The sequence below is a fragment of the Martinezella sp. CNPSo 3732 genome, from assembly GCF_057784515.1.
This window is the reverse complement of the sequence record NZ_JBXSOO010000033.1, coordinates 1-26,322: the sequence shown is the minus strand read 5'-3', so window position 1 is coordinate 26,322 and position 26,322 is coordinate 1. Positions and strand designations below refer to the sequence as shown.

Sequence of the window (26,322 nt, the reverse complement as noted above, 5' to 3'; positions counted from 1 at the left end):
GCGGATGAGGGGGTGCCTGCCAAGAGCACGAAAATCTCTCTATTCAAACTGGCAGCCCCCTCATCCGACCCTTCGGGCCACCTTCTCCCCGCCGGGGAGAAGGAACTTCCGGTGCTCATCCGTCCATATGCGATAGCCCTGCTACGCAACGGGACGCTCTTGCAAATGCACGCCGCTTTGATTAATCGTTTAACCAAGGAAACCGGAGAGCGCTCTTGGATGAGCCAGACACGCCCTTCTTCGATTCGGGAAATCGCCACCACGCTGGGTGTCTCCACGGCAACGGTCTCGAATGCCCTGCGCGGCACAGGGCGGGTGTCGCCAGCCCTTGCGGAGCAGATTCGCCTGGAAGCGGAAAGGCTGGGCTATGTGCCTGACCATGCGGCTCGCGCTCTGCGCACAGGCAAGAGCAATACGGTCGGCCTGCTGGTTCCGAATATCGGCCAACCCTTGTTTCCCGCCTTTGCCCAGGCCATCGAACGAGCCGCCAAGCGGCGCAGTCTTGCTGTTCTGATTGGCGACAGTCAGGGTGAACCGCTACAGCAGGAATTCGAAATCAGGACCATGATCGCCCGCGGCGTCGATGCACTGATCGTGATACCGACGCGCGGCACGACCGTTATGCCTGAGGATGTTTCGGTGCCGGTCGCCGTCATAGACAGCGCGGCCACAACAGGCAATGTCGCCGCCAGCGACCACCGCGAGGGTGGACGTCTCATCGCCCGCCATCTGCTCGAGCTCGGTCATAACCGGCTTCTTATCCTCGCCGGCCCAGAGAATTCGCTGGTGGCGCGCGAGCGCGTCGAGGGAATGTGCGAAATCTTCCGCCCGGCTGGGATCGAACCGGCATTGCGACACAGCGATGCGACTTTCGAAGCCGGCAGCGCCCTCGGCCGCGAGCTCGATCTCCGCCATTTTACCGCCTGTGCCGCCGCCTATGACGCCCTCGCCGTCGGCTTTGCCATTGCCATCAAAGACAGAGGCTGCAGCATTCCGGAAGACATGTCGCTCACCGGTTTTGATGATCTGATGTGGGCTCAAATCGTCTCCCCACCGCTCACGACCGTCCGGCAGGATTTGGAAGCGGTGGCAAACCACGCCCTCGCCTTCGTTGCCGGAGAAATCGAGACCAGCGGAATATTCCCGACGGAACTCGTCTTGCGGCAATCCACGGCGCGCCCATCCGCATTTGCCAAGGGAGGCAGACATGCCGAATGAACCCCACGACCTCCATTCGTCTGAGCTGCGCGATCGTGCCGTGCGGGCGGCGTTGGGGCTTGAGCAGTTCGATCTACTCATCATCGGCGGAACGCTCGTCGATGTCGCGACTTCGGAGATGAGGCCGGCCGATATCGGCCTTGTCGGTCCCTTGATCGCAAGCGTTCATGCCTCGGGGACAAGGAAGGACGCAAAGCAGACCATCGACGCTTCGGGGCGATTCATCACGCCCGGATTTATCGACACGCATATGCACGTCGAAAGCTCGATGGTGACGCCAAGGCGATACGCGGAAACGGTCGTCCCCCAGGGCACGACGACGGTCTGCTGGGATCCGCATGAAATCGGCAACGTTGCCGGCCTCGACGGCATTCGGTGGGCGCTTGAGGAAACACGCCAATTGCCGCTGCGCTTCCTGACCCTGGCGCCATCCTGCGTCCCTTCTGCGCCCGGCCTGGAACTTGCCGGTGCGGAATTCCGCTCAGGCGAAATGGCAACCATGCTCAGTTGGCCGGAGATTTCCGGCGTTGCCGAAGTGATGAACATGCACGGGGTCCTCGAGCGCAGCGAGCCGATGCGCGGCATCGTCGAAGCTGGACTTGCGAGCGGCAAGCGCGTCTGCGGTCATGCCCGCGGGCTCGAAGGCGCGGAGTTGCAGGCCTTTGTTGCCGCAGGCATCCAATCCGATCACGAGCTTACTTCGGGCGAGGACTTGCTGGCGAAATTGCGGGCTGGCCTTACCATCGAGCTACGCGGTTCCCACGACTATGTCCTGCCCGGAGTTGTCGAAGTGCTGAAAAAGCTGCCGCATCTGCCGCAAACGCTGACGATCTGCACCGATGACGTCTTCCCCGACGATCTCGTGAACGATGGAGCGATGTCATCCGTTCTAAGACGTCTGATCGGCTATCGAATGAAGCCGGTCGATGCCATCCGCGCCGCCACGCTCAACGCCGCCATGTGGTTGAACCGCTACGATCTGGGCCTGATAGCGGCCGGTCGCCGCGCCGATATCGCCATTCTCTCCGATCTGGAAAGGATCGTCGTCGACCGCGTCTATGCATCGGGGCGTGAGGTTGCCAGAGACGGCAATCTTATTGGAAGCGGCAAGAGCGTGTCCTCGGATGCCTATCGCGACACCGTAAAGCTTGAGAAACTTTCCGCCACCGACTTCACCATCACTCTGCCAGGCATGACTGATGCTCGCGTCAACACCGTCGTCAGCCCGCGATTCACGAAATGGGGACAGGCGGTCGTCAAAGTCGAAGATGGCAAGCTCGTTCTGCCTGATCACATGCTCCTGATGGCCGTCATCCACCGCCATGGCAGAAAAGAGCCGACGCCGGTCATCGGCATCCTGGAGGACTGGGGCCATTGGCGCGGTGCGCTAGCGACGACCATATCGCATGACAGCCATAACCTCACGGTCTTCGGCCGCGATCCTGCGGATATGGCTGCGGCGGCCAATGCGGTCATCGAGGCCGGCGGCGGCATGGCGACGGCGGCCGACGGCAAGGTTACGGCCGTGCTCGCCCTACCTGTCTGCGGCTTGCTGTCGGATGCGCCTGCAAAAGAGGTGGCCGACGACTTCGCCAGGCTGCGTGCCGCGGCCGATGCCATCGCTGACTGGATGCCGCCCGTTCGCACCTTCAAGGCGGTCGTCGGGGCAAGCCTTGCCTGCAACCCCGGCCCGCACGTCACCGATCTCGGGCTGACCGACGGAACCACCCAGGACATCAGACCGCTTCTGGCTGCAAGCCGAAACTGAGGTCATCAGCCCGCACGGCAACGTTTGCCGACTTAGGAGATATAGACAATGGCTTCAAATACGAATGTCGGGCAACCGGATGATACGTCGGAGCCGCGGTGGAAGACCTACTTTCGCATGGGCGAGCGTAAGACCAATACGAAGACGGAAATCATTGCCGGGATGACGTCCTTCCTGGCAGCGGCCTATCTTCTCGTCGTGATCCCTTCCCTGCTTTCCGCCGGTGGCATCGACCGCGCCGCCGCGACGACCGCAACCATTCTCGTCATCATCGGCGCAACCCTGTTCATGGCGCTCTATGCCAATATGCCCTTCGTTGTCGGGCCGGGCATCGGTGGCTCGGTTCTGGTGGGGCCGACGATGGCAGCCGTGGAGCACATTCCCTGGCAAACGGGTCTTGCCATCTCCTTCTGGTCGAGTGTGATCTTCGTTCTGCTGACGGTGCTCGGCGTGCGACAAGTCATCGCTCGCATGGTTCCGGCCCAGATCAAGCTCGGGCTCGGCGCTGCGATCGGATTGTTCATCGCCCTTCTCGGCTTCAAAAATGCCGGTCTCGTCGACGTCAACGCCAAGAGCCACACGCTCATGCTCGGCTCGTTCAGCTCCGGGCAGGCCATCATTGCCGTCTTCGGCATCTTCCTCGCCGTCTTTCTGCGCGGGCGAAAAGTGCCGGGACCGATCCTCTGGGCCATCCTGGGCAGCACGCTGCTCGGCATTCCGCTCGGCGTCACCAAAGTGCCCACGGCACTCTTCGGAGCGCCGCACGGCATCTCCGAGATCGGCCTCCAGCTCGATTTTCTCGGTGCGCTGAAGATAGACTATTTCCCCTATCTTTTTGCCTTCTTCGCATCCGAGTTCTTCTCGACCCTAGGCACGACGCTCGCGGTCGGCGCCAAAGCCGGTCTGGTTGACGAAGAGGGCAATATGGCGGATTTGGGCAAGCCGTTCCTCGTCGATTCGATTGCCGCCACCATCAGTCCGCTGCTCGGCATTCCCTCCGCCACGGCGCTGGTCGAGAGCGCCACCGGCGCGGAAGCAGGCGGACGCACCGGTTTTGCTTCGCTGGCAACGGCGGCTCTTTTCGCGCTCACTTTGCTTTTTACCCCGATTGCGCTAATGATCCCGGCCGCCGCCACCGCACCTGCCCTGATCCTCGTCGGCATGTCGATGTTCAGCGCGCTGAAGCGTGTCGACCTGGAGAACTTCTCCGATGGTCTTTCCGCCCTGATGATGGTCCTTCTGACCCTGGTCTCCAACAGCTTCGGCACCGGTATCGCCGGCGGGCTGCTGTTCTACGTCATCGTCAAGGTCTTGTCGGGAGAGGCGAAGCAGGTCTCGATCGGCATGTACCTTCTCGCCATCCCGCTTGCCTATTATTTCTGGACCGTTGCCGCTCACTGAGCGGCCACAAATCCATAAATTCCGCGTTCGCAATCCGGCATGAAACGGCGGGCCAGCGACCTGACCGGCGATGGCCGTCGATAGGGTTTAGGACGTCCTCTATTCTGTCACATCCATGTCATGAAATGCGTCGACACCTCATGCGAAATCAGGAGCGGGTACCGACATGGATTATTTCAGACGTTTCAACTTTCTGTTCGCAACGCCAACCTTCGATAATGAGGATCTGGAAGGCGCCCGCTACAATCAGATCGTCGAGGAGATCGAACGCTCCGGTTTCGAGGTGGTGCGCGCGCGCAATCTCGAAGACGCCGAGATCGCCGTGCAGACGGACGCGGCCATCGGCTGCATGCTGGTCGACTGGGGCAAGAAGGGCCTGGAAGGCAAGACGGCCTCCCTCATCAACCTCATGCGCCGGCGCGGCCTCGAATTCCCCATCATCCTGCTGATCCGGCGCAAGCGCTTCGAGGATGTGCCGGTCGAAGTCCTCGATTTTATCGACGGCTATGTTTTCCTCTCCGAAGAAACGCCTGCCTTCATCGCCAAGAGCCTCATCAGCCGGCTGAAACAATATGCCGAGACGCTGAAGACGCCGTTCTTCGGTGCGCTGGTCGATTATGCGGAGGAAGGCAATCACCTCTGGACCTGCCCCGGGCACAATGGCGGCATCTTCTACAGCCGCAGCCCCATCGGTCGGGTCTTCATGGAGCATCTCGGCGAAGCGGTTTTCCGCGACGACCTCGACAATTCCGTGCTCGACCTCGGCGACCTCCTGACCCACGAAGGGCCAGCGCTTGCCGCGCAAAAGGAAGCGGCCAAGATTTTCGGCGCCGAAAAGACCTATTTCGTGCTGAACGGCACCTCCACGTCAAACAAGGTCGCGCTCTCAGCGCTCGTCACAGACGGCGATCTCGTGCTGTTCGACCGCAACAACCACAAGGCTGCCCATCACGGCGCCCTGATGATCTCGGGTGGCATTCCGGTCTATCTGCCGACCAGACGCAATCTCTATGGCCTGATCGGTCCCATGGATTTCACTGAAATGGACGAGGACGCGCTGCGCGAGCGTATCCGCACCCATCCGTTGGTGAAAGATCCGGATGCCTATAAGAAGCCTCGCCCGTTCCGCGTCGCGGTCGTGGAACAGTGCACCTATGACGGCACCATCCACAATGCCGAGATGATCCTCAAGCGGATCGGCCATCTGTGCGATTACATCCTTTTCGACGAGGCCTGGGCCGGCTTCATGAAGTTTCATCCGCTTTATGCCGGGCGCTTTGCCATGGGTCTTTCCGACCTCGGCCCGGATGCGCCGGGCATCATCGCCACCCAATCCACCCATAAGCAGCTGGCAAGCTTCTCGCAGGCCTCGCAGATCCACATGAAGGATAGGCACATTACCGGCCAGAAGCGCCGCGTAGAGCACCGTCGCTTCAACGAGAGCTTCATGCAGCACGCTTCGACCTCGCCCTTCTATCCGCTGTTTGCCTCGCTCGACGTCGGCGCGCAGATGATGAAGGGCCGCTCGGGCGAAGTGCTCTGGGACGACACGATCCGTCTCGGTATCGAACTGCGCAAGAAAATCCGTGCCGTGCGCCGCGAGTTTGAGGAGAAGGAGCATCGCCCGGAACGACGCTGGTTCTTCGAGCCCTTCGTGCCAGATCGGGTGGCGATCCCGGATGTGTCGAGCCCAGGCGCCGTGCATGATGTGCCGTGGGAAAGCGTCGCAACGGATCAGCTCGCCACCAATCCCGCCTTCTGGCACTTGACGCCCGATGCGGCATGGCACGGCTTTTCCGACATGGAGCCGGGCTTTGCCATGACGGACCCGAACAAGCTGACCTTGCTCACGCCGGGTTTTGATCGTCGGACGGGGAAATATACCGAACACGGCATACCGGCACCCGTAGTCGCACAATATCTGCGCGAAAACCGTATCGTCGCGGAAAAGAACGACCTCAATTCGCTGCTGTTTCTCCTGACGCCCGGTGTCGAGGCCAGCAAGGCCGGCACTTTGATCAGCGGCCTTGTCGCCTTCAAGAAGCTTCATGACGACAACGCGCTGCTGGAAGAGGCAATTCCGGAATTCTATCGCCGCCGTCCCGGCCGCTATTCAGGCGTGCGCCTGCGCGATCTTTGCGCTGAAATGCACAATTTCTTCCGCCAGGCCGATGTGAGCGCCCTGCAGACAAAACAATTTTCCGCCGAACACCTGCCGCCGATCGCCATGTCGCCGCACGATGCTGCGCGCTGCCTGGTGCGCAACGATGTCGACTATCTGCCGATCGACGCCATTGCCGGCCGCATCGCGACGACACCCTTCGTCGTCTATCCTCCGGGGATCGCGACCATCGTGCCGGGCGAGCGCCTGACGGAGCAGGCAAAGCCCATGATCGATTATCTCAAGATGTTTGAAACCTGCTTCAACACCTTCCCCGGTTTCGAGGTGGAGATCCAGGGGCTCTATCGCGAGATTGATGCATCCGGCAAAATCCGGCTCTATACCTATGTCGTTGCGGAATAAGCTGGAAATTCGGATCGATCATGAAGCAGGATAAAACAATCATCGTTCGCCCATCCCGGGAGAGCGACGTCGATGCCATGCTGGCTATCTATCGCCGCCATATTCACCGCGGCGTCGAGGCCGGAGTTGATGATAGCGACACGCCGCAGCCGGACGATCTGCGCGAGCGGCGTAAAAATTTGAAGGACAAACGCTTCCCGCATGTCGTTGCGATCGAGGGTGAGAAGGTCGTCGGCTATGCCTATGTGGTGCTGTTTCGCAAGCGCCCGGCCTATCGCTACACCGTCAAGCATTCGATCTATGTGCATCACGACCATGTCGGCCAGGGTGTCGGGAGCCTGCTGATGCGCGGACTGATCGACGCCTGCGCGGCGGCCGGCTTCCGGCAGATGATCGGCTATATCGACGCCGACAACGCGGCCTCTCTCGCCTTGCACGAGCGCTTCGGCTTCGTTCGCGTCGGCCTTCTGCCAGCCGTTGCCTATCGCTACGGCCGCTGGGCCGATACCGTGATGGTCCAGCGCTCGCTCGGTCCCGGCTCCACCACGCAGCCGCCTCCGCCGCCGCTCTCCACCCGCTGAATGAGAAGGGGTTATTGCCGGCCGACAAAGTTGCGGGCTTATATCGGCTGCTGCATTGGAGTCGGGATGAAGCCCAAAACGAAGTCTATGACCTTCGATGAGGACATTTCGCAGGGCTTGAGAGTGAGGCTCGCCCCGGAGAGCACATAGAGATTGAAACTGACGACATCGGTCCCGCCAAGCTCCTCGCCATAGAGCCAGATCCGTTTCCCGTCAGCCGATCGCCTGACCGTCACACCCCAGGGGCGATTTTGAAAACGTCCCTCCGAATAGCCGTCAGGCAGCTTCGCAAGCGCATGTTCGAAGTCCGACAATTCGGCGGGCAGCGGCTGCGGCGCGCCGTCCGTCATGGTGCCAGGCATTCGTCACATATGCCGCAGCCGTCCTCATCCATCTTCCGCGCCGATCGCTGCCTTCGGCAGCACAGACATGCGGTGCCATCCGCTCGGGATTCCTCGTCGCGCTCGGGCGGTAGTATTTCCATCAGCAGGTCGGAAAGCGGTTCAGTTGCGATTTGGCCCATCTTGAGGCTCCGTTTTGGGGGACGGACAAGAGATAAGAAGCCTCGAAGGCATCTCAAGGTGGTATTTGCGAATGACTGTCACAGAGAGATTCACTCGCGTCTCTCTGGCGCGCGACTGAGCCGGTTTGATATCGTCATCGAGGATGATATGTTCTGCATTTGTTTCAGCCCTTGCGTTAACAAGCCGCGCTGAACCTACTGTGTGATGACCGAGATCCCTATGAACGACACGAGCTCGAGCCCACTCCGAAAGATCATCCATGTGGATATGGATGCGTTCTATGCGTCGGTCGAACAACGAGACAATCCCGAGCTGCGCGGCAAGCCGCTTGCGGTCGGCGGGTCGGCGGCACGCGGCGTCGTGGCTGCCGCAAGCTACGAGGCCCGCGCTTTTGGGGTTCACTCGGCGATGCCTTCGGTCACGGCAAAACGCAAATGTCCGAATCTGATTTTCGTGCCGCCGCGCTTCGATGTCTACAGGGCAGTGTCGCAGCAGATCCGCGAGATCTTCGCCGAATATACTTCGATGATCGAGCCGCTGTCGCTCGACGAGGCCTATCTCGACGTCACCCAGAACAACAAGGGCATGGAAATCGCCACCGAGATCGCGCTGGAGATCCGGACCAAGATCAAGCAGGTCACAGGGCTCAACGCTTCGGCCGGCATTTCCTACAACAAGTTTCTTGCCAAGATGGCAAGCGACCTCAACAAGCCGAACGGCCAGGCCGTCATTACGCCGAAGAATGGGCCGGCCTTCGTCGAAACGCTTCCCGTCAAGAAGTTCCACGGCGTCGGGCCGGCGACCGCCGAGCGCATGCACAAATACGGGATCGAAACCGGGCTGGATCTGAAATCGAAATCCCTCGCCTTCCTGCAGGAGCATTTCGGAAAGGCAGGCCCCTATTTCTACGGCATTGCCCGCGGCATCGACGAACGCCAGGTGAAGCCCGACCGTATCCGCAAATCCATTGGCGCAGAGGATACGTTCGCTGAGGATATCGACGATCTCGAGCTGGCGAGGGCGGAGCTGCGACCCTTGGCGCAGAAGGTCTGGCGCTACTGCGAAACAGGCGGTTTCAGCGCCAAGACGGTGACCGTGAAGATCAAATATTCGGACTTCACCCAGGCGACACGCAGCCGGACAGGCTCCTTGCCGGTCGCGGACGTTGGCGCTGTTCTTGAGACAGCGTCGGCGCTTCTGGCAACCGTCCATCCGTTTGCGCGGCCAATCCGGCTGCTCGGCATCACGCTTTCGTCTTTGACGAACGAAGAGGCCGGCGATGGGAGCTTACAGCCCCAACTCGATCTCGGCATCTGAGGGATGCTGATCCTCAGCGGTCACAATGGCGGTCTAATCTTTCCGCCCAAAGCAACGGAAACGGACAACTGCGGCCATCAAAGCGAAAAATCATCACGGCCAGAGCCGCTCCTTCAGCCAGCCCGCCTTTCCACGCCGGTATCGCAAGCGATGGTGACGACGCTCGGCATCGCCCTGCCAGAATTCGACCTCATGCGGCATGACGATGAAAAGCGCCCAATTTGCAGCGACAAGGTCGGGCTCGTCCCGCAACCGCCGATGCTGCAGTGCCAATGGATCATCGAGCTCCTGCGACGAGCCCAAAACTTCGCTCTGCCGCTCAGTCAGAGCGACGGCCTTGGCGCCCGGCACACGTGCACGGAAATCGGCATAGCGCTCATGCGCCTCGGCCTGAAACGCCATGCCGCGCAGCCGCACCTGCCGCCCGAGCTGCGGCCAGTAGAAGGTGAGTGACACAGAGGGATTGGCGGCAATCTGCCGGCCTTTCGGCCCGCTGCCTGTTGTTGCGAAGTGCCAGCCACGCTGGTCAAGGTTCTTCAGAATGAGAACGCGAGCATCCGGTACGCCATCCTCGTCGACCGTGGAAAGCACCATGGCATGCGGTTCCTTGATATCAGCCTCGATGGCATCGCGCAGCCAGTCGGAAAACAGATCTCGCGGCTCGTCGGGTGTCAGATCCGTTTCGAACACCGGAAACGGCCCAGCCAGCGATTTCAATGTGCGCAATTCGTCTTTCACTGCATTCTCCTCAAGGTTTTGCGATAATGAGACGCAGCGAGCCTTCGAAGAAGGGCTGCGTGCGGAGGGCGCCATAACGGCGATCCCAGGATCCGTCGCTGAGATCGCGGCCAAGCTCGGCGACAAAACGCTCGCCAACGGAGGCATCGACAAAGCTCCATGCCGAATTGGCAAGCCGCGCGCCGGGATCAAGCATTCGTTCCGGCCTGCCATAATAGGCTTCGCCGAAGCCATCGACGCAATTCAGGGGGATCGGCACTGCCTTGATCTCCACGTTACCGCCGAGTGCGGTCGCGATCCTTGCCATCTCCGGATAACGTCGTGCCTCGACCGCAATCATTTCAGGCGCATAGGTGTGTAGCCACGACCGTTCCAGCAGATGCGGATCACAGCTCAACACCAGGATGGGGCCGCGGGTGACGCGCCGCATCTCGGCAAGCCCTCGGCTGAGATCAGACCATTGATGCACCGTGAAGGTCGCCATTGCCGCGTCGAAACTCCGATCGGCAAAAGGAAGATGTTCCGCCGTCCCGTCGATCGCGACCGGGAGATGCGCCGGCCGTTGGGCGCGCATGGAGGCCGACGGCTCAACGGCCGTCACCTGCCGGTCGACCGGTTCATAGGAGCCAGCGCCGGCACCGACATTCAACACGGTGTCCGCATCGCCGAGAGCGGCGCGGATGAATTCGGCTATATGGGGATCCGGCTGGCGATAATTGGTATAGCCCGATCCGATCACGCCGTAATTCGCATCGCCCGCACTGCCGTCCTGATATCTGCCTTGCACTTCATGTCTCCGTTGCTTCGTCGGACAAAGCTTCGCCGGACGTGAAAATGCCATTGCATCGTCGCGTCATTGTTCAATGAAGGCGCTGTCCATTTCTCTCGATGTCAAAAAAACACGTTATTTTTACCGAAGAAAACCGATATGTTCGAACAATCAATGTTCGGAAAATGCACATGACCAGACGGTTACCCTCCCTGAACGCATTGCGTGCCTTCGAAGCGGCCGGCCGGCTCGGCCGCATGACGCTTGCTGCAGACGAGCTCAATGTGACGCACAGCGCCGTCAGCCGGCAGATCCAGCATCTGGAGGAGATACTTGGCGTTCCCTTGTTCGAAGGGCCGAAAAACCGGCTGAGACTGACCGAAGGCGGGATGACCCTTTTGAACGGGCTGACGAGCGCGTTCGACCAGATGGATCTGTCGGTGCGAGCCGTAGCCGATACCGAAGAAGGTCAGCTCGACGTCTCCTGCCCCGGCACCTTTACGATGCGCTGGCTCATTCCTCGCCTCTATCGGTTTCAGGCGAAATACCCCAACATAGAAGTGCGCCTGTCGGCCTCGTCAAAGCCCGTCGATTTCGGCCGCGACGGCTTCGATGTGGCGATCCGCGTCGGAAGCGCGTCATGGCCTTCGGGCGCCGATGTCATTTCCCTATTTCCGGAGCAAACCGGCGCGGTGCTCGCGCCATCGCTCTTTGCCGCGTCGACGCCCGACTTCGACGGCCTGCCCCAGCTTCACACGCGCACAAGGCTACGCGCATGGGGCGACTGGCTGGCTCGCTCGGAAAGATCGGTCGCCACCGGACCGCGCGTCGAATACGAGCATTTTTACTTCATGCTCGAAGCTGCGACCGCCGGCCTTGGCGTCTGCGTCGCCCCGTGGCCCTATGTCAGCGACGATATCCGTTTCGGCCGGCTGATGGCACCATATGGCTTTCTGGAAAGCGGCCACGAATATGTCGCTCTGCGCCGCGCCCGTCGGAACCGAAAATCCGTTCTCTTCTGCGAATGGCTGCAGAACGAAGCCGACGTTTATCTGCGCTCGAGCGCGCCGCCGAACAGCTGATATTCTCAGCTGACCGGAGAAAAGCCGGCTTCGCTCAAGATCTCCTGCCCGGTCGGCGACAATAGAAAGTCGCGCAGCTCTTTGGTTTCGACATCCGCATCCGTGCGAATTGCCATGCCGTACTCGATGAGCGGCTGAAACTCGTCGGGGACAGGAACAACGCTGAAAGCCGGATCACCCGCCAGAAGACGCGCGTTTGAAGAATAGCTCATCATTAGATCGACCACGCCATCGGTGACCAGGTAACCAGCGCCCTTGCCCGGCGGCGTCGGCGGCGAATTGCGCCCGCCCACCAATTGCCGGGAGCGGGACCGGATCGCATCACCCTTTCCAGGATGCCGGGCTTCGATACGGTCGAAAACCTCGAAAGCATAGTCACCGCCTGGATCATCGCCCGGTGTCGACGTGCCGATCCTCACGGCGGGATCGGCCAGGACGCTGAGAAAATTCTCCGTCGTCAGGCCAAGCTCGGCACGCGAGAGCACACAGAGCCGATTGCGGGCAAAGCAGACCGCATCTTCTGCAAGACCCATAGAAACAAGCCGCCGCGGATGCGCCAAGTTTGCGGAGGCAAAAAGATCGAAACTGGTGCCTGTCTCGATCGCTTCCCGCAGCAGCCCCGCGGGTCCGAGCGTCAGCGAGATGCCAATGCCGAATTCCCCTCCAAAGGCGCCGATGATCGCCGGAAAGGCATGACGCAGGCTGCCGGCCGACAAGACTTGAACTGCATTCCTCACGGGCGATTTCCTTTTCTGTCTCAGATGAAATCGTGCTCCGCGGCGGGAGATCGAAATTTTACGAAGATATCCGTTGAGGTCGGACTCGGGATACAAATATCACCGGTAATCCTCAAGCCGAAACTGCTCGCCCTTCCCTATCCCCGTTATCTCTCCCGGCTTCCTTCGATTCGTTTTTATCACATCGCGGTTGAAGTCATTAACTGCCCAGCAAACACCGATGGTTTGGAGATGGGCGGTGTTTTCTATTCCAATTTTTATGAGAAAAGTCAGGCGCCCGGCCAGCGCATTGCGGCAATGTTCGTTGTTATCGAACCAGGTCTGACTGGTGACGTTGTCCAGCACCTTCTGGAGCGTGGCGACTTGCTTCGGCGATAGGCTGCCTCCCATAAGGTGGCGAAAGCGTTCCATCATGCCTCCTTCGAGGACCACTGCTACTGCGACATCACAGATGGACTCGCTCTTGCAAGTGAAACTACTCTGATACTATTAGTCCGTTACTTCAGCTCCGCGCGATGGGCGGTCCTTGACGGCAAGCCGCCAGCCAGACCGGCCATTGCTTTGTCTGCTGCCGGCACGTTAGGCAGGCTGCCGTTTAAAGCCTACGTCCATTTTTGACAGTGCCGGAACGCGCAATGCCCGACGAACGGGCGGAAGTTGCCGCAAGTTCATTCGTGGTGATCGATCCTTTGGGGTTCCGCCGGCTTTCCCGCTCAGCAAGCCCGCCTGCGCTTCATCATCGCGCTCAGCCTTTCGGCTCCGGCTTCGTCGACGGGTGTATAGACGATCATGCGGTCGTCATTGCTGGGGCTTGCCCACCAATTGTTGGATTGCAGCGGCAGGATCGTGCCATCCGCCAGGCGGAAACGCTTCACGGTATTCTCGATGCCTTTGAGCTGATAGCGATCCCATACGATGCGGAATTGATCGGAAGCGCTCATATAGCGTTCCAATTGCCGCTCCCAGCTCGGATCGTCGAGATGCTCCGCCATGGAGGCACGAAACAGCGCTGCCATATTGGCCAGCATCTCATCAGGATCGGCTTGGCTTGCGCGCCAGGCAGGATTGACGAGGGACAGATAGATACAGTTCCGGTCCTCGGGCGCGACGGCATCGAGATCGACGCCGACGAGCCGGCGATAGGCCTCGTTGAAACCGCGTATATTATAGCGCTTCGTCTGAATAAGAGCCGGATAAGGACAGAGATGATCGAGAATGCGCTGGCTTGCCTCGCTGAGCGGCTCGCAGACGCGAGGATTTTCGAGCCGGGGCGGAACCGGCAGATTGGCCAATCTGAACAGGTGCTCCGTCTCGACCTCGTTGAATTCCAAAGCATGCGCGACGGAGAGAAGCACGCGCGGCGACACGCGGATCGGCCGGCCCTGCTCCAGCTTGGTGTACCAGGTAATGCCGATATCGGCGCGCGACGCCACTTCCTCCCGCCGCAATCCGGGTGTACGAATCCGCCCTGCTCGACCGAGTCCCAATCTTTGCGGGTCGAGGGATTCCCGCCGTCTTCGCAACATTTCGCCGAGTTCCTGTGCGCGCGAAAGCATCTGATTGGGAACGATATCGAGCGTGCCGTGCATTTCCATTCTCCAGCCTGACACTTTTTATACCAGTCTAAACAGGTATCTTGTACCAGTTTAACATGGGTGTAAAACGCTGTGGACTCAGTTTCGGAAATGCTTTGAGGTCCCCCATGTCATCCGCACCAATCCGGCTTGGCCAGTTCGGCCTGCTGATCCTGCTTGCCGGGCAATTGCTGCTTCAGCTCGATTTTTCCATCATCAATGTCGGCCTCGCCGCCATCTCGGCCTCGCTGCATGCCGGCGAGACCGAACTTGAACTTTTCGTCGCCGCCTATGGTGTCGCCTTTGCCGTCTGCCTGGCAATGGGTGCGCGCCTCGGCGACAATTTCGGCCGCCGGCGCATGTTCGGCTTGGCCGTGCTGTTGTTCTGCCTGGCCTCCCTGCTATGCGGGGTGGCGACATCAGTCACCTTCCTCATCGTTGCGCGCGCGTTGCAGGGAATTGCCGCAGCACTCATGGTGCCGCAGGTGCTGGCGACCATTCATGTCAGCTTGACCGGACGCGATCACGCCCGCGCGGTCTCGCTCTATAGCGCGATCGGCGGCATCGCTTTCATCGTCGGGCAGGTTCTCGGCGGCTTCCTGATCTCTGCCAATATTGCCGGCTCCGGCTGGCGCAGCATCTTCCTCATCAATCTGCCGGTCTGCGTCCTGATCCTGCTCAGCGTGTGGCGACATGTCCCCGAAACGCGTGGCCAAGGCAGGGTTCCGGTCGACTGGTCGGGCATGATCACGCTGGCGCTGCTGACGCTCTCGGTCCTGCTGCCGACCGCGCTTGGCCCGTCGCTCCACTGGAACTGGCTTTGCCTGCTCGGCTTCGTGCCGATCCTGCCGCTGGCGGCACTCCTTTGGCGTATCCAGCGCGGCAAGGAGGCGCGGGGCGCCTTCCCGATCCTGCCGCCGTCGCTCACGCGCATCTCCAGCATGCGCTTCGGCGGGCTGATCGCCATACTCTTCTTTACCTGCTGGAGCGGCTTCATGTTCGTCTTCGCCCTTACCTTGCAGGCCGGCGCCGGGCTGACACCGCTGCAATCAGGCAACGCCTTGATTGCACTTGGCGGCTCCTATTTCGTCTCGGCCGCTTTCGTGACGCCTCGCCTTGCAAACATACGCCGCGAGCTCATGCTGGCGATGGGCTGCGTGATCCAGATGAGCGGGCTTGCTCTGCTCATCGTGACGCTCGAAACCGTCTGGCCGCAGCCCGGCGTCATAAACCTCATTCCGTCCACAGTCCTGATCGGTTTCGGCCAGGCGCTTATCGTCAACAGTTTTTACCGGCTGGGGCTGGCGGACGTACCGCATGAACATGCCGGCGCCGGCAGCGCCATGCTTGCCACCATGCAGCAGGTCTCGCTTGGTCTGGGACCGGCGATCCTCGGGGCCGTATTTGCCCAGGTGCTGCAATATTCGAACGCCTATCTCTCTGCCGGGGTCACGGCGATCGCCGTCGAACTCGGGCTGATGGCCATCCTGCTGTTAGCCACGCTTCTGCGACTGGCACGGCAGCGCAGCCGACCGGAAGAAGACGCCGAGATCGACGGCACCCTCATCGTCGCGCCTGAATGATCGGACGGTCGGCATCTACAATCCGTCGGTTCAACAGCAAGCCCGGCCTGTGACCAGGCCGGACTTGCAAGCATGGACCTCGTCTTCGACTAGATACCGTTATGCCGGCAGCTGGAAGAACCAATTGGCGATCAGCACGATGGCAAGGCCGCCGGCAAGCGCCAGATAGGGCAGAATACCCGCCTTCCTGACACCCAGATCCTGGCCGACCAGACCAAGATCATCCATGGCGCCCGCCGGGAACTTGCCGCCATCGCGAACATAATGCCTGTAGGCAAAGACCGGCAGAATGAGAGCCGCAAAGGCAAAGCCGATCCAGAGCGCATTGGCATAGCCCCAGACCTTGGCACCCGCGCCAAGGAAGAGCGCATTGACGAAGGCAAGAATGGTATTGAGGCCGATCAGCCAGGACGGCGCCTTCCACGGGCGCTCGACATGGCCGGAGTCCATGCGGTGTATCCAGCCCGAATTGAGGTTCAGGAAGTTGAAGATGATGTATCCGACGTTGGAAACGGCAAGCACGAAGAAATAGCCGCTCGTGTCCGAGGCAATGGCGAGAAGAAAGAGATTGAAGGCAAAATCCGTCCACATCGCTCTCGTCGGCGCGCCGTTCTCGTTCACATGATCGAGATATTTCGGCAGCCAGCCGTCCTTCGAGCCCTGATAGAGGGTGCGCGAGGAGCCCGCCATTGCCGTCATGATCGCCAGGAACAATGCCAGGATCATCAGGATGACGAGGAGTTGCGTGACGATCCGGCCGGCGCCGATCAGGCCGCCGAGCGCTTCACCGACGCCGGTGCCATCGACGATACCAGGCGCCAGCATGCCGGCATGGCCGAGCACGCCCTGGAAGGCAAAGGGCACCAGGAAGAAGAAGATGCAGCAGGCAAGGCCCGAATAGAAGATCGCCTTGAAAGTATCCGTCTTCGGGTTCTTCAGTTCACGCGTATAGCAAACCGCAGTTTCGAAACCGTAGGTCGACCAGGCGGCAATATAGAGACCGCCGAGGAAAAGCGTCCAGCCGCCATTGCTCCAGGTGCCGTCCGTCGCGGCGTAGGCCGCTGTCGGCGGCAGCAGGCCGGTCACGTTGGCGGAGAGGATTTGGCCGCTGACGATCGGATAGACGCCGATGATCAGCAGCGGCACGAGCACAATGATAGCGAGCCATTTCTGTACGCTGGCCGTCTCGGAGATGCCGCGATGCTGGATCGCAAAGATGATCAGCATCAGGATGCCGCCAATGAAGAAGGTGGCATTGATATTGGCGGTCGCGAGAAAAGGAATGTTGAAGCTGACAAGAGACCAGTTGCGGATGGCCGGCGTAAAAGCTGCAACGCCATCGGCGCTGAGCAGCGCTTTTACCGCATCGTCGGGCGATGTACCGGCATGGGCCGCAATGTATTCGGCAACACGCGGGCTATCGGCGGTGATCGACGTCGCATGGGCGCTGATCCAGCTGAGCACGGCCTGTGAGTCCGCCGCCGGAATGGGGAAGAAGGCATTGAGGATATAGCCGGCCGCAATGGCGCAGCCGAGCGACAGCACCGGCGACCAGGCGAACCAGTTGCACCAGACCGAAAGCGGCGCGATGAATTTCGAATAGCGCAGCCAGGCGGTCGCGCCATAGACCGAGGCGCCGCCGGACTTGTTGCCGAACATGCCGGCAATTTCCGCATAGGTGAAGGATTGCAGGAACCCCATGACCATCGAGATGATCCAAACGACGAAGGCAAGCTTGCCTGTCGTGCCGGCGATACCGCCGATGGAGAAGAGAACAAGCGGCGGCACGCCCGCAGCCACCCAGAACGCGCCCTTCCAGTCCAGCGCGCGTATAAGCTTACCTTCGGTGCCGGCGGAAGCGCCGGCGTCCACGATGTCAGTCATTGGTGATATTCCCCATTTTGTTCCGGACGTATCTCTCGTACGTCTCCCTGAACGTGCCTCCCATGGCATTGCGGGGCTTGCTGGAGGTTTTCATGAGCCGAGTCTGCGCGCGGATTCCAGATGCATGCCCTTTATGCATAGTGAAGATATTTTCTTTTTAGTCAATATCCCTTTACTTTCAGACGGCATTTTGTCAGCATGATTCCGGTGTCCGACACGCCTCATTTCCCGAGAGGGCTCTATGCGAGATCTCCATCCGTCAACCGCCGGAATACGGCCCGTCTCGGCGAGCATTATCCGCTATCCGGGCATTCCAGCGCTGCTGCAAGATACCGAGCGCTATCGCTGCAAGGGCGGCGGATCCCTGGTCGTGCGCGTCGAACCCGGCGACCGGGTTTCGGTGACGGATAGCGAAGGCGGGCAGGTCTGCGAGCTCACCTTCATCGACGAAAAGGGCCGCTTTCAATCCGCTGGCGTGGGCTCGGCATTCACCGGCGAAGCAACAGGTCTGAAAGCCATTCTTTCCTCTAGGGATGAAAGTGCGGCTCGCGTCAGAGCGGCGCTGGAGCGGCGTGGGGCCGATCTGGCCTCTGCGGCAGCGCTTCGCCTCTTCGGCGCCGCTTCACCGGCAGGCAGTACCGCGGAATTCACGATCGCGACCAAAGGCCTGCTTGTCGCCTGTGCGCCAGGAATGGCCATGTCGCCTGAGACCCAGGATACGGCAACGCCTATTGAAGTCAGAATCCGCCGCGCGACGATCCTGCGAGACTATGCTTCCGCATTGCCCGAACCGCTCGCCGACCCGATCGAGGATATTCGCATAAAAGCGGCGACCGCTTCGGCCTATTTTGTCCGCGCCGGCGAATATATTCAGATCATCGATGTCTATGGTCGGCAATGCACCGACTTCCAGGCCTTTTCCGCGCGCAAGGTCGACAAGGGCCTTGATCTCGCGCTTGATTCTACAGTGACCCGCACTCTGCTCGGCCGCAGCTATCCGGCTCCCGGCCTGCCATCGAAGGCCTTCGACCGCGATTTCGAGCCACTGGTGGAGATCGTCCAGGATACGGTCGGCCGCCACGACGCCTTCGCAACGGCCTGCAATTCCCGCTATTACGACGACATGGGCTATCCCGGCCACGTGAATTGCACCGACAATTTCAATGCAGCCCTTACACCCTACGGCATTGCCGGCCGAAAGGGCTGGGAGGCGCTCAACTACTTCTACAACACCAATGTCGATCACAATAACCAGCTCTATCTCGACGAGCCCTGGTCGAGACCCGGCGACTACGTCCTGATGCGCGCGCTGACAGATCTCGTCTGCGTCTCCTCCTCCTGCCCCGATGACATCGATGCGGCTAACGGCTGGGATCCGACAGACATTCACGTGCGCACCTTTTCCGGCAAAGAAAAATTCACACGAGCGGTGGCCTATCGCATGACCCCTGACGCCGACCCCGAACTGACGCGGGAAACCGCGTTTCACCCGCGCCTCTCCGCCCTGACGCGCGATTACACTGAATATCGCGGCTTCTGGCTGCCGAACCGCTTCTCCTCGGAAGGACCGGTCGAGGAATATTGGGCCTGCCGCGAACGCGCCGTGGTCATCGACCTCTCGCCACTGCGCAAGTTCGAGGTGACTGGGCCGGATGCGGAGGAATTGCTGCAATATTGCCTGACGCGCGACGTGCGCAAGCTCTCGACCGGACAGGTCGTCTATTCCGCCATGTGCTACGAGCACGGCGGCATGATCGACGACGGCACGCTGTTCCGCCTCGGCGACAAGAACTTCCGCTGGATCGGCGGCGATGACTATAGCGGCATCTGGCTGCGCGAGCAGGCGGAGAAGAAAGGCTTCAAGGCCTGGGTGCGCTCCTCCACCGACCAGATGCACAACATCGCGCTACAGGGCCCGAAGAGCCGCGATATCCTCAAGGAGATCATCTGGACGGCGCCGCGTCAGCCGACGATCGGCGAGCTCGAATGGTTCCGTTTCGCGGTCGGCCGCATCGGCCACTTCGAGGGCGCACCCGTCGTCGTGTCGCGGACCGGTTATACCGGCGAGCTCGGCTACGAGATCTTCTGCCATCCGAAGGATGCGGCCACCGTCTTCGATGCGGTCTGGAAAGCCGGCGAGCCCTATGGTCTGAAGCCGATGGGCCTGGAGGCGCTTGATATGGTTCGCATCGAGGCGGGCCTGGTCTTTGCCCATCACGAATTCGACGATCAGACCGATCCCTTCGAGGCCGGCATCGGCTTCACCGTTCCCCTGAAATCCAAGCAGGACGATTTCGTCGGGCGCGAGGCGTTGGTCAGGCGAAAGGAAAACCCACGGCATCTGATGGTCGGACTTGATATCGAGGCCAACGAGGCTGTCGGACACGGCGATTGCATCCATATCGGCCGCGCGCAGATCGGCGTGGTCACCAGCGCCACCCGTTCACCGATCCTCGGCAAAACCATCGCGCTCGCCCGTGTCGACGTCACGCATGCGAGCGTCGGCACCAAGGTTGAGATTGGCAAGCTGGACGGTCAGCAAAAGCGGCTTCCGGCTGTCATCGTGCCGCTTTCTCACTACGATCCGCAGAAGACGCGGCCGCGATCCTAATCCGACTTCTTCTGCGCGGCCGAGATTGCGCGCGCCGCCTCTTCCGAGGAATTGGCAAGCGTACGCATCTCTGCCGCCAGAACCGCAAAACCCGATCCGGCCGTGCCGGCTCTTGCCGCCTCGATGCCGGCATTGACGGCAAGAAGCTTCAGATAGCGCAGGGACTGCAGGATCTCATTGGTCTTCGACGCCGTGACCCGCATGCCAGCGGTCTGCTCGTCGATACGCTGATAGAGCGATTCGATATTCAGGATGCTGCCTTCGAGATAAAGAAGCTCCCCAGCCTCGTCCCATACGCCGCCGCCGGTCTCCGTTACCCAGAGAAAATGGCCGTCGCGATGACGGATGCGATACTCCATCGTCCAGTCGGTGCGGGCTTCCAGCGCCTTGCCGACAAGCTCGTCCATAAGCGGGATATCCTCTTCGCACATGATCGACGTAAAGGTTCGCGTGCGGTTGCCGATGATCTCGTCAGCGGGATAACCGAAGATGCGCTCGATGCCGTCGGTCATCTCAAGCATCGTATAATTTTCGTCTGCCCGGCAGCGATAAAGAAAACCCGCCATGCGGCCGAGAACGCTTGTCTGGAAATCCATGAAGGCCGTGCCCCGAAGAGAAGGTTGCGGATGAACTCGTTTCGTCTCAACGCATAAAAATCCGGCAAGGGCTGCTCTTCGCCTCCCTTGCCGGTCAGGTGGGGAAATGAGCGCGGATCAATTGCGCAAATATTCCTCCATGGAATCATCGAGCGCATCGACCCAGGGTGTGTGATGCGTCGGCGACATGGTGCCGGTCATCAGCGAACGGTAGGCGTGGTCGCGGAAGCCCATGATGTTTTCTGCCTTGTGATGCTCCCACTCCATGAAGGTCTTGTTCGTACCTTCGATATCGAAGCTCGGATAATCGGTCTCGGCGAGCAGTTCCTTCACATAATCGCCCTGATACCAGATCATCTGCTCGGCATCCTCGAGCGTTTCCTCGCGGGCACGCCATTTGTCGAAGTTTGCCTGCAGCTCTTCTTCCGGTGGCAGCTTGATGCGGCCCATGATGACGTCGCGCGCCCACCACGCCTGAACGTCGAACATGTTGAAGGTGTAGAACTGGTCCTGCATGCCGATGTAGAAAAGCTGCGGGTTCCCGTCGAAAATCACGCCCTTGTAGAGATGGTCAGCCCAGAGGCGGTTGGCAGTCTTTAGCCGCAGGTCATCAGGCAGGAAGGGGAAATGATGCTGATAGCCTGTGCAGAGGATCAGTGCGTCGACATCCTTCGATGAGCCGTCGAGGAAATAGGCCGTCTTGTTTTCAAGACGCGTCAACAGCGGCCGCTCTTCGAAATTCTCGGGCCATTTGAAGCCCATCGGCTTGGAGCGATAGCTCGTCGTTACGGATTTCGCCCCGTATTTCCAGCATTGCGAGCCGATATCCTCGGCCGAATAGCTGCGCCCGACGAGCAGTACGTCCTTGCCCTTGAACTCCAGTGCATCGCGAAAATCGTGGGCATGCAGCACGCGGCCGTTAAAGGTCTTCACCCCTTCGAAATAGGGCACGTTCGGCGTCGAGAAATGACCCGAGGCAACGACGACATAGTCGAACACCTCGTCATACATCCGGTCCTGAGGCCGATTATGCGCGGTTACCGTGAACTTCTTCGTCTCTTCATCGAAGCGCACCATGCGCACGGGCGTGCTGAAACGTACCCATTTGCGCACATCGGCTTTCTCGACGCGGCCCTTGATATAGTCCCAAAGCACGGCACGCGGCGGATAGGAGGCGATCGGCTTGCCGAAATGCTCCTCGAAGGAATAGTCGGCGAATTCCAGGCACTCCTTCGGGCCGTTCGACCAGAGATAGCGATACATGCTGCCATGGACAGGCTCGCCATATTCATCGAGGCCCGTACGCCAGGTGTAGTTCCAGAGGCCGCCCCAATCCGCCTGCTTTTCGAAGCAGACGACTTCCGGGATATCAGCACCCTTCTTTGCGGCCGATTGAAAGGCCCTCAACTGGGCAAGGCCCGAAGGGCCGGCACCGATAACGGCAACTCGTGTCATGTGGCATTCCCCTTCTCGATTGTATCGAAGTTCTTATTGCATGCAGTCGTTTCGCGCCGTATCGGCGTCAATCCGGAAAAATGCCGGGACTGGTCGGGGCACCGTCGTCATATTTCGACAGCCAGTCGATGGTGGTCTGGCGGAAGCGCGTCAGGCCCTTGTAGTCGATGAGCTCCGGCGGCAAGGTTTTCAGCACGCGCGGGAAACGGCGCGCCCATTTCGGCACTGTGACGAGCTCATTCATGTTCATCAGATAGCAACGGATGACGAAGAGAATGGCGTTCGAGCGCGGCAGGCGCCACAGGCTCTGCAGCTCGACGCGCAAGTGCACCTTCTCGCCGACATTCTCTGGCGTCACCGTGGTGCGATCCGGACCCCATTTCGGGTAGTTTTCGGGGCTGGTATCGAGGCGCGGATTGATCGTCATCGTCCAGTTGAACCGGCGCGTCGGCTTGCCCAGCTGCAGGTTCAAGAGAAATTTGAGCGCACGGTCGAATACGCCGATCTGGTGGGCAAGCGGCACCGGCCCGTGCCATTCCATGAAGTTCATGCCGATATCGAAATCGAGCGACCAATCGGCCTGCGTCGTCACCATGCCGGCATCCATCCAGAGATTGCCGTCGCGCTGGTCGACGATGCAGAAATCACCCTGCGCCTGTCGGGTGATGTATTCGAAGGGTTCGTAAGGCAGCGTCGACGCATCGCCGAAGGTGAAAGTGTCGTCGATGCCAAGGGGACGATTGATCCAGCGCCGCTGGTCGCCATTCTTGGTGAGCGTGAAATGCTCGGGATAGCCGGCCGCCTGCTCTTCCATCAGCAGTTCCAGCGTATCCCATTGCGCCGTCATCATGTGCGGCAGCGCCTGATAACGCAGCGGATCTTCCTTCAGCACCAGAGCCCGGTCGTGCATCTCGGCGACATAGTGCTCGTCGACGTCGATCAGGCTTTCGTAGACCGTGTTCTTCCGCCCCTTCACATGCGGTTCCATGTTGACCGAATACATGTATTCGTCGCGATCGAAGGGGAACGGGAAACGCCTGATGTTTTCCGGACTGTTGCGGTAGCTGAGATCGTCCCTGAACGTTTCCTGCTTGAAGGCGATTGCCATGTCCGTTCTCCTGGATATCGGTTGAGTGCCTAAAGGTCGAGATGCAGCGCGCTTCCTTCGAAACGGGAGACGCAGATCATCACCTTTCGGCCCGAGGCCTTTTCTTCATCGCTCAAATAGACGTCATTATGCAGAAGCTTGCCGTCGCAAACGGCAACACCTGTCTCGCACTGCCCGCAGGCGCCGCCGCGACAGAGGAAGGGCGCATCGATGCCGGCAGCCTCGATCGCCTCCAGCATGCTCTCATGATGACCGACGTGAACGGTCTTGCCCGACCGCGTCAGCATGACGGAGAAAGGCTTGCCGGGCTGTGACGACAAGAAGCGTTCGGAATGCAGGTTCTGTTCCGGCCAGCCGGCCTCGATGCCCGTTTTCAACACGCCGTCAATCATGCCTGAGGGACCGCAGACATAGAGATGCGTGCCGAGCGGCTGGCTTTCGAGCAGACGTGCTACGGGCATGAAATTGCGATCGGCATCGCAATAGATCTTCACCCGCTGCGATCCATATTGCTCGACAAGCTCCCGACAATAGGCGCCGCGATCGATCGAACGCACGGCATAATGCAGCTCGAAATTCGCGCCCTCGCGGGAGAATTGCTGCATCATCGCAATGAAGGGGGTGATGCCGATGCCGCCGGCAATCAGCAGATGCTTGCGCCCGCGCCAATCCGGCTGGAAGAGATTGACGGGATAGCTGACCTTGAGCTCGTCACCCTCCCTCACCTTCTCATGCATGAAGGCGGAACCGCCGCGCGATTCCTCGACGCGCAGCACGCTGATCTCATAGGCCGAGCAATCATGCGGCGGCGACATCAGCGAATAGGCATTGCGACGAACATGGCCTTCATCGTTCATCGAGACGATGACATGGGCGCCGCCGGAAAAATAAGGCATCGGCGCGCCATCAAGACGCTCGAAGCGGAATCGCTTGATGCGATCGGCGACTGGCGTCACCTTCGCGACACGAACCGGAATTTCCGTACCACCGCTCACAGGAACAACTCCTCGGGATCAGGCGCCGTGCCCGGCTCTTCCGCATCAATATTGACGCCCTGGAAAGCGCCGAGACGGCGCGAGTAGTGGTCGCGCACCAGAAGCGGCAGACCGCAATGACTGCAGGCGAAAGGACTATGCGTGACATCGTCGGTGATGCCCTTGCAATGGACGCATTGTACGCGACGCGCCAGGGAACCGCGGTGCTCCGTGATGATCGAGGCATGATCCATGCCGTAGTCGAGCGCCACCATCATTGCCTGGCCGATAAAACCCTCAGTACCGGCGATATAGAGCCGCGTGCCCATATGGGCTGTCGAAAGCGACCCTTTCAGACGGAAGAGCAGCGTTGCGATCGTCGGCGCCGTGAAGAACATGTCGGCGCCGAGCAGGCGCAAGGCCTCGTCATGGCCTTTCCCCTGCGAGCCGCGCGCGACATAGACGATTTCGCTGCGCGACAGGATGGTATCGTCAAGCCCGGCCATCTGGTCGAGAAGGGCTATCGCTCCCTCGCCTTCCAGCGCAAACAGATGCCGCCGGGCATGCGGCTGGATGGAGAGACCTTTGTAGACCGGTCGGCTCTTGATGCCTTCGACAAGCATGAGCGCCTCCTTAACCGATGGCCGTCCTCTTCTTCTTTTCAGGGTCGTCGAACGGCAGCGTATGGGCAATCGCGCTCGCCTTTAGGCTCTTGCCACGCACTTCGAGCTTTGTGCCCTGCACGGCCTTATCGACATCGAGGCGAGCGATCGCCATCGATTTCTTCGTCAGGGTCGAATAGCAGGGGCAGGTGATGACACCGACCTTTTTGCCCTCGGCATAGACCTCGTCGCCGAGATCGGCCGGACCATCGGCATCGATCAGCATGCCGAAGATCTTGAAACGCTCCTTGCCCTTGAGGCGCGCATGTTCCTCGGCGCCGCGGAAGCCCGACTTGCCGGGGCTGACGGTGAAGTCGAGGCCGAGCTCCCAGAGACTGTCGCCGGGCGGCTGGTCGGCGAAAGGATACATCTGCGAGTTATCGTAGGGATAGAAGAGCAGATAGCTTTCGACGCGCAGCATGTCGAGGACGCTGAAGCAGCAGGGAATGATCCCCATCTCCTCGCCCTCCGCGACGATGCGATCCCAGACCATTGGCGCATCCTGGCCACGCACGAAGATCTCATAACCGCGCTCGCCGGTATAGCCGGTGCGCGAGATCATCACGGGCGCGCCGAACAGCGTCGTCTGCATGTGATGGAAATATTTGAGATCGCGGATCCCAGGCACATATTTTGCGAGATAATCGACCGCGACCGGACCCTGCAGCGAGAGGTCGTGCAGATCGTCGTCGAAGAGGACAGCACAGTTGCGGCCGGCCGCCTGCTTAAGCACTTCCTCGTGGCCGGAGCCCGAACCATGCACCAGCATCCAGGAATTCGGACCGGTGCGGTAGACGATGCAGTCGTCGGTGAAGTAGCCGCGATCGTTCAGCATCGCGGCATAGACCGAGCGGCCGGGATAGATCTTCGACATGTCGCGGGTGGTGATATAGTCGAGCACGGCAATGGCATGCGGCCCGACCAGATGCACCTTCTTGAGGCCGGAAACGTCCATGATGCCGGCCTTGGTGCGGATCGCGACATGTTCATCCGACATGTCCTTCTCGTAGGTCCAGGCGGTTCCCATGCCGCTCCAATCCTCGAGTTTCGATCCGAGAGCACGGTGCCGGTCCGCCAAGGCGGAGAAACGCCATGATAATGCCATTTCGTTCCCTCTTTTTCTTCTATGGAATATTTATTTCCTGACTATAATCGTCTTTCGCGCCTTGGCAAGCCGATCCGAAGGGTTTTTCTTGGCCGTCCGGATGGTATTTCG

The 26,322-nt window shown here is 60.2% G+C and carries 22 protein-coding genes; 9 read left to right on the top strand and 13 right to left on the bottom strand.

From position 1 onward, the window contains the following. The first annotated feature begins 219 nt into the window (after positions 1-219). The 5 genes from AC13RM_RS30240 to AC13RM_RS30220 all read left to right on the top strand — a co-directional run bounded on the left by AC13RM_RS30240 (position 220) and on the right by AC13RM_RS30220 (position 7,492). Complete coding sequence (locus AC13RM_RS30240; protein ID WP_374824455.1) at positions 220-1,218, top strand: LacI family DNA-binding transcriptional regulator; 999 nt, start codon at positions 220-222, stop codon at positions 1,216-1,218. Next, a complete protein-coding gene (locus tag AC13RM_RS30235) occupies positions 1,208-2,986 on the top strand; it encodes an adenine deaminase (RefSeq protein WP_374824458.1) in 1,779 nt (592 codons plus the stop codon). The genes AC13RM_RS30240 and AC13RM_RS30235 overlap by 11 nt, the downstream gene beginning before the upstream one ends. A 48-nt stretch (positions 2,987-3,034) precedes the next feature. Continuing rightward, positions 3,035-4,387, top strand: a complete 1,353-nt coding sequence (locus AC13RM_RS30230; RefSeq protein ID WP_374824461.1) for an NCS2 family permease — start codon at positions 3,035-3,037, stop codon at positions 4,385-4,387. Positions 4,388-4,553: 166 nt separating this feature from the next. Then, positions 4,554-6,911, top strand: a complete 2,358-nt coding sequence (locus AC13RM_RS30225) for an Orn/Lys/Arg family decarboxylase (RefSeq protein WP_374824464.1) — start codon at positions 4,554-4,556, stop codon at positions 6,909-6,911. A gap of 20 nt (positions 6,912-6,931) precedes the next feature. Beyond that, a complete protein-coding gene (locus AC13RM_RS30220) occupies positions 6,932-7,492 on the top strand; it encodes a GNAT family N-acetyltransferase (protein ID WP_095438591.1) in 561 nt (186 codons plus the stop codon). Positions 7,493-7,530: 38 nt separating this feature from the next. Here AC13RM_RS30220 and AC13RM_RS30215 read toward each other — a convergent pair whose 3' ends face one another. Further along, positions 7,531-7,854 carry a hypothetical protein gene (locus AC13RM_RS30215; protein ID WP_374824467.1) on the bottom strand — a complete coding sequence of 108 codons (324 nt, stop codon included), beginning with the start codon at positions 7,852-7,854 and terminating at the stop codon, positions 7,531-7,533. 381 nt (positions 7,855-8,235) lie between these two features. Between AC13RM_RS30215 and dinB the strand changes: the two genes are divergently transcribed. Continuing rightward, positions 8,236-9,333, top strand: coding sequence for a DNA polymerase IV (gene dinB, locus AC13RM_RS30210; RefSeq protein ID WP_374824471.1), 1,098 nt, complete (start codon positions 8,236-8,238; stop codon positions 9,331-9,333). 93 nt (positions 9,334-9,426) lie between these two features. On the opposite strand, the gene AC13RM_RS30205 is transcribed toward dinB, so the two are convergent. Together AC13RM_RS30205 and AC13RM_RS30200 are read right to left on the bottom strand one after the other, a co-directional pair. Beyond that, a complete protein-coding gene (locus AC13RM_RS30205) occupies positions 9,427-10,071 on the bottom strand; it encodes a pyridoxine/pyridoxamine 5'-phosphate oxidase (protein ID WP_374824474.1) in 645 nt (214 codons plus the stop codon). Between the two features lie 10 nt (positions 10,072-10,081). Next, entirely contained in the window at positions 10,082-10,858 is a 777-nt protein-coding gene (locus AC13RM_RS30200; protein WP_374824477.1) for a class I SAM-dependent methyltransferase, read from the bottom strand. Positions 10,859-11,031: 173 nt separating this feature from the next. Between AC13RM_RS30200 and AC13RM_RS30195 the strand changes: the two genes are divergently transcribed. Continuing rightward, positions 11,032-11,922: a LysR family transcriptional regulator gene (locus tag AC13RM_RS30195; RefSeq protein WP_113233609.1), complete on the top strand. Its 891-nt coding sequence runs from the start codon at positions 11,032-11,034 to the stop codon at positions 11,920-11,922. Positions 11,923-11,927: 5 nt separating this feature from the next. On the opposite strand, the gene AC13RM_RS30190 is transcribed toward AC13RM_RS30195, so the two are convergent. The 3 genes from AC13RM_RS30190 to AC13RM_RS30180 all read right to left on the bottom strand — a co-directional run bounded on the left by AC13RM_RS30190 (position 11,928) and on the right by AC13RM_RS30180 (position 14,248). Further along, the gene (locus AC13RM_RS30190) at positions 11,928-12,659 is read right to left on the bottom strand and encodes a molybdate ABC transporter substrate-binding protein (RefSeq protein WP_113233608.1); all 732 of its coding nucleotides are present in this window, start codon (positions 12,657-12,659) and stop codon (positions 11,928-11,930) included. Positions 12,660-12,758: 99 nt separating this feature from the next. Continuing rightward, complete coding sequence (locus AC13RM_RS30185; protein WP_162738220.1) at positions 12,759-13,070, bottom strand: hypothetical protein; 312 nt, start codon at positions 13,068-13,070, stop codon at positions 12,759-12,761. 302 nt (positions 13,071-13,372) lie between these two features. Beyond that, positions 13,373-14,248 (bottom strand): helix-turn-helix transcriptional regulator, encoded by an 876-nt coding sequence (locus AC13RM_RS30180; protein ID WP_113233606.1) that lies wholly within the window; start codon positions 14,246-14,248, stop codon positions 13,373-13,375. A 113-nt stretch (positions 14,249-14,361) separates the two neighbouring features. On the opposite strand from AC13RM_RS30180, the gene AC13RM_RS30175 reads away from it, so the two are divergent. Beyond that, positions 14,362-15,816: an MFS transporter gene (locus tag AC13RM_RS30175; RefSeq protein WP_167078445.1), complete on the top strand. Its 1,455-nt coding sequence runs from the start codon at positions 14,362-14,364 to the stop codon at positions 15,814-15,816. A 99-nt stretch (positions 15,817-15,915) separates the two neighbouring features. On the opposite strand, the gene AC13RM_RS30170 is transcribed toward AC13RM_RS30175, so the two are convergent. Continuing rightward, positions 15,916-17,700, bottom strand: coding sequence for a trimethylamine N-oxide permease (locus AC13RM_RS30170; RefSeq protein WP_113233604.1), 1,785 nt, complete (start codon positions 17,698-17,700; stop codon positions 15,916-15,918). A 241-nt stretch (positions 17,701-17,941) separates the two neighbouring features. Here AC13RM_RS30170 and AC13RM_RS30165 point away from each other — a divergent pair, with 241 nt between their 5' ends. Further along, positions 17,942-20,311, top strand: coding sequence for a trimethylamine N-oxide demethylase (locus AC13RM_RS30165; RefSeq protein ID WP_113233603.1), 2,370 nt, complete (start codon positions 17,942-17,944; stop codon positions 20,309-20,311). Here the strand turns inward: AC13RM_RS30165 and AC13RM_RS30160 are convergent. From AC13RM_RS30160 to AC13RM_RS30135, 6 genes are all read right to left on the bottom strand, one after another. Further along, positions 20,308-20,907: a methyl-accepting chemotaxis protein gene (locus tag AC13RM_RS30160; protein ID WP_113233602.1), complete on the bottom strand. Its 600-nt coding sequence runs from the start codon at positions 20,905-20,907 to the stop codon at positions 20,308-20,310. The genes AC13RM_RS30165 and AC13RM_RS30160 overlap by 4 nt on opposite strands. 117 nt (positions 20,908-21,024) lie before the next feature. Next, a complete protein-coding gene (locus tag AC13RM_RS30155) occupies positions 21,025-22,362 on the bottom strand; it encodes a trimethylamine monooxygenase (RefSeq protein ID WP_488556043.1) in 1,338 nt (445 codons plus the stop codon). Positions 22,363-22,429: 67 nt separating this feature from the next. Further along, positions 22,430-23,470: a heme-dependent oxidative N-demethylase family protein gene (locus AC13RM_RS30150; protein ID WP_488556042.1), complete on the bottom strand. Its 1,041-nt coding sequence runs from the start codon at positions 23,468-23,470 to the stop codon at positions 22,430-22,432. A 29-nt stretch (positions 23,471-23,499) separates the two neighbouring features. Next, complete coding sequence (locus AC13RM_RS30145; RefSeq protein ID WP_113233599.1) at positions 23,500-24,465, bottom strand: PDR/VanB family oxidoreductase; 966 nt, start codon at positions 24,463-24,465, stop codon at positions 23,500-23,502. Then, positions 24,462-25,067, bottom strand: coding sequence for a dimethylamine monooxygenase subunit DmmA family protein (locus AC13RM_RS30140; protein ID WP_440478709.1), 606 nt, complete (start codon positions 25,065-25,067; stop codon positions 24,462-24,464). The genes AC13RM_RS30145 and AC13RM_RS30140 overlap by 4 nt, the downstream gene beginning before the upstream one ends. Positions 25,068-25,077: 10 nt before the next feature. Then, positions 25,078-26,211 (bottom strand): aminomethyl transferase family protein, encoded by a 1,134-nt coding sequence (locus AC13RM_RS30135; protein ID WP_440478708.1) that lies wholly within the window; start codon positions 26,209-26,211, stop codon positions 25,078-25,080. Between the last annotated feature and the right edge of the window lie 111 nt (positions 26,212-26,322).

Coding starts and splice junctions, on each gene's coding strand:
- AC13RM_RS30240 (WP_374824455.1), top strand. CDS start 220: ATGAGCCAGACACGCCCTTCTTCGATTCGGGAAATCGCCACCACGCTG.
- AC13RM_RS30235 (WP_374824458.1), top strand. CDS start 1,208: ATGCCGAATGAACCCCACGACCTCCATTCGTCTGAGCTGCGCGATCGT.
- AC13RM_RS30230 (WP_374824461.1), top strand. CDS start 3,035: ATGGCTTCAAATACGAATGTCGGGCAACCGGATGATACGTCGGAGCCG.
- AC13RM_RS30225 (WP_374824464.1), top strand. CDS start 4,554: ATGGATTATTTCAGACGTTTCAACTTTCTGTTCGCAACGCCAACCTTC.
- AC13RM_RS30220 (WP_095438591.1), top strand. CDS start 6,932: ATGAAGCAGGATAAAACAATCATCGTTCGCCCATCCCGGGAGAGCGAC.
- AC13RM_RS30215 (WP_374824467.1), bottom strand. CDS start 7,854: ATGCCTGGCACCATGACGGACGGCGCGCCGCAGCCGCTGCCCGCCGAA.
- dinB (WP_374824471.1), top strand. CDS start 8,236: ATGAACGACACGAGCTCGAGCCCACTCCGAAAGATCATCCATGTGGAT.
- AC13RM_RS30195 (WP_113233609.1), top strand. CDS start 11,032: ATGACCAGACGGTTACCCTCCCTGAACGCATTGCGTGCCTTCGAAGCG.
- AC13RM_RS30185 (WP_162738220.1), bottom strand. CDS start 13,070: ATGGAACGCTTTCGCCACCTTATGGGAGGCAGCCTATCGCCGAAGCAA.
- AC13RM_RS30180 (WP_113233606.1), bottom strand. CDS start 14,248: ATGCACGGCACGCTCGATATCGTTCCCAATCAGATGCTTTCGCGCGCA.
- AC13RM_RS30175 (WP_167078445.1), top strand. CDS start 14,362: ATGTCATCCGCACCAATCCGGCTTGGCCAGTTCGGCCTGCTGATCCTG.
- AC13RM_RS30170 (WP_113233604.1), bottom strand. CDS start 17,700: ATGACTGACATCGTGGACGCCGGCGCTTCCGCCGGCACCGAAGGTAAG.
- AC13RM_RS30165 (WP_113233603.1), top strand. CDS start 17,942: ATGCGAGATCTCCATCCGTCAACCGCCGGAATACGGCCCGTCTCGGCG.
- AC13RM_RS30160 (WP_113233602.1), bottom strand. CDS start 20,907: ATGGATTTCCAGACAAGCGTTCTCGGCCGCATGGCGGGTTTTCTTTAT.
- AC13RM_RS30155 (WP_488556043.1), bottom strand. CDS start 22,362: ATGACACGAGTTGCCGTTATCGGTGCCGGCCCTTCGGGCCTTGCCCAG.
- AC13RM_RS30150 (WP_488556042.1), bottom strand. CDS start 23,470: ATGGCAATCGCCTTCAAGCAGGAAACGTTCAGGGACGATCTCAGCTAC.
- AC13RM_RS30140 (WP_440478709.1), bottom strand. CDS start 25,067: ATGCTTGTCGAAGGCATCAAGAGCCGACCGGTCTACAAAGGTCTCTCC.
- AC13RM_RS30135 (WP_440478708.1), bottom strand. CDS start 26,211: ATGGCATTATCATGGCGTTTCTCCGCCTTGGCGGACCGGCACCGTGCT.